This window comes from Grimontia marina, from assembly GCF_900060185.1.
In the GTDB taxonomy this organism is placed as follows: domain Bacteria; phylum Pseudomonadota; class Gammaproteobacteria; order Enterobacterales; family Vibrionaceae; genus Enterovibrio; species Enterovibrio marinus.
The window spans coordinates 1-2,898 of record NZ_FIZY01000122.1 but is presented as its reverse complement, the minus strand read 5'-3'; the positions used below and the strand labels follow the sequence as shown (position 1 = coordinate 2,898).

The following is a 2,898-nucleotide window of genomic DNA, read 5'->3' as shown; positions in this document are numbered from 1 at the left end:
CACCTTCGCTTTAAATTCGGGTGAGTGGTTTCTACGTTTTCTTGTCATCATCTGCTCCAGTCTTTCTGGGGACTATCAAAACAGATCAATCACTTAAAGTCATGTCCGAAAATTGGGGGCCACTTCTGAGTCTTCTCCGTTTTGGTTTCGTCGCCTTCCAGCTTAGCCCGAGAGCTGGAGGAGAAGGCTCAATGAGTATCAAGGCTATAAACAGGGACGCTTTGTCAATGCGGCAGCTTTCCAAAGTGTCGTGAATACAAGGAATTAAAGCAGTTTGGGTGGTTAGGTAAGCGCCCGTTATTGCGACGCTGAAGGATCCCCTCATAATTTTCCAAGCCCAGCGCTGTGTGCCAGCGTTTGATATTCGAGCATAGCCCAGTGATATTGCTGTTCGTTGATGTCATAACGCCGATGATTTCTGACCTCCTTTCCCAGCCTGGGAATGGATAGCACCCGACGGTGCTTGATGGTGTTCGCTTGAAAGTGGAAGTGCCATTTCGCTTGGTTGGCAATAAGGCCATTCCACCAAAGAAGAAGGTCAGCCAGTAATGTGATGAGAAGTAAGATATCTAGCCGTTTCACACAACGGGTTATCTGTACAGCATTGAGGGTTTGATTGGGGATATTAGTGACAAGTAGCCACGGGTCATTAGCACTTTTGGCGAAGAGTTTCGAGGCAGTGTGTTTTGAGCTTGTGCGGGCATGACGAAGTGCTTTTCGGCCTTTAGGTGATTGTTTTACTAAGTATGCTTGGCAAGCGAGCGGAGAGCGTTTCGCGAGTTGGCATCGACCGAGGTCATTCGGTTTACTCATGGCTTTGTGATAAAGCGCTTTGTTGCATTGCCAATCTTGACGGTTGAGTTTTATTGAGACTTCCCCCCGCACACGACCTATCCAGAACCAGCCTTTTTGTTGCACTTGGCGAAACCAGGTGTTCCGGGATCCCGCATCAGATATCACAATGGGCGTAGCGCCTTGTGGGAGAATATCTTGAAGTTTATCGAGAAAGCGCTGGTGGGAACTTGGTGAATTATATTGCTTATATTCAAAGGCTTGTTCATACAAAGTCAAGGCACGGCCATCGAGGGCAACAGAAGCACGAAGCGTCATATGTCGGAGTTGCTCACGCACATCAGACCAATCAACAAGGATAACAGGACAAGGGTTTGCGCCAGTAATTAGACGGGCATGCCACTTATAGATGTCTTCCTTTTCGCGATGTAATCGGTTTTTACCCAGTAATCTGTCGATGCGCTTGATAGCGTGCTTAGTGGTCGTTTGGGTATTAAGAGAACGGCCGAGCTTGGTAAGAGTGAGGTCAGCACCATCGAGTACAGACTCAGTCGCAAGTAGCAGAGATTGAAGTCGTTTTTTATGAATAGTGGGACACTGATTAGTTAAGGTATCGAGTAAGATCTGAACATCGCGCATCGGTAATTCCTCTTGGTGGAATGTGGTTTTTGGCGAAATTCATTAGATCAAAGGGTACGGTGCGCGTCCTTCTTATTGTTTGGAATAGGAATTTTGAGGGGATTCGCTAGAAGCGGGCGTTATGGGCTTAATGCTAAGGAAGGTTTATGTTCAAGTTCTTCTTGGCTTTTTTACTAGCGGGTATTACATCGTATCCATCTTATGCTGGCACAGTTAAAGTAGAGCAGGCGGAATTACTCGAGCGACAGGGTTGTAATAATACTGGGTTAGAACTGTGCTTTGTAAATTCGGTGTATCACACGAATAGCAAATTACACATGCTGAACTTCAACGCAAACATCGACGAGCTAAACCCTGATGTTTCGATGCCTGACGAATTCTTACGAGAGTTAGCGATTCAATTGCTGGTGAAATTCAATCCGGATGCCGCTAGTTTCTATGAAATTGAACCAACACTCAGACATATCATCGATGACAGTGCATATTCGGCGGATAAAATTGCGATTGGTATTTCGGGATCCTACAAAGGAAAACCTTTAGTTGGCTATGCAAAGCACGGAAGTGATGAAGTCAAAAGTTCTTTTATCTCTTCCAAGGTAGAGTATGACTCAATTACTCCTCTTGAATTATTGTTGGCACCATGTAAGAAAATAGAATCATTGGAAAATACTGGTGAGATAAGTAAGTTATCTCCAGAGCAGTATAAAAAAGTTTGTGGCTTTGAGCGAGAGAGTGAAAGGCCTTAACAAGGCTATGAACGGAACGATTTTTCAATACGGCACCTTTTATAAGTACTTTAATACAATGGGTTAAGGATATTTTGGGTGGTTTGATAAGCGCCCGTTATTGCTGCGGTCTCACTGCTACCTGTCGTTAGAGTGGCAGAAACGACTTACGAATTTGACCTCGTTGATAAGCCAATGATTGTTGTCGTAGATTCTCGCGGTGACAATGCCTAGAAATCGGACCAGATATCTAGAAGGTGAAAATTACCATAATCGAATACTAAATTAAAAAATATTTTTCAACAAAATCAATGTGATATTAAATCTCTTTGCAGCTTTCGTTTATAAATTGTCCAAACTAAAATGTATAAATAAATGTGCAATATGTATTCACATGACCAATTAATTGGTATATCGTTCTATATGAGTACGGGGTGAAATGCGCAGGGGTGGTAGCGCGATTCCATGGGAGACAGCCCTTGGAGGATTGAAGATGGAGAGGCTGTTATTTGTGGTCACGCCCAGTCCGAACTCCTGTGAGCTTTAATGTTAAATTTATTATTGTCATAAGTGACGAATAACTTATAACAAGCTGAGATGAGGTGCATCACTACGACTAAATAGCTGTTCCTAATAGTAGATCTCAAAGGTAAGAGAAACTCAGTCCAGTTTGCGCGATCTGATCTATCGCCAAACAGAGAAAACCCACAAAAAGGACTGAGTAATGGCCATCATAGCACCG

At 43.7% G+C, this 2,898-nt stretch carries 2 protein-coding genes; one reads left to right on the top strand and one right to left on the bottom strand.

Annotation, left to right across the window (positions count from 1 at the left end; translation table 11 throughout):
• Window positions 1-321: 321 nt before the first annotated feature.
• Window positions 322-1,431 carry an IS4 family transposase gene (locus tag GMA8713_RS25260; RefSeq protein WP_062715384.1) on the bottom strand — a complete coding sequence of 370 codons (1,110 nt, stop codon included), beginning with the start codon at window positions 1,429-1,431 and terminating at the stop codon, window positions 322-324.
• A 146-nt stretch (window positions 1,432-1,577) separates the two neighbouring features.
• Here GMA8713_RS25260 and GMA8713_RS25255 point away from each other — a divergent pair, with 146 nt between their 5' ends.
• Entirely contained in the window at window positions 1,578-2,177 is a 600-nt protein-coding gene (locus GMA8713_RS25255) for a hypothetical protein (RefSeq protein WP_062715383.1), read from the top strand.
• Window positions 2,178-2,898: the final 721 nt, after the last annotated feature.

What these genes read in the sequence shown, in the direction of transcription:
- GMA8713_RS25260 (WP_062715384.1), bottom strand. Translation starts at nt 1,431, where the DNA reads ATGCGCGATGTTCAGATCTTACTCGATACCTTAACTAATCAGTGTCCC.
- GMA8713_RS25255 (WP_062715383.1), top strand. Translation starts at nt 1,578, where the DNA reads ATGTTCAAGTTCTTCTTGGCTTTTTTACTAGCGGGTATTACATCGTAT.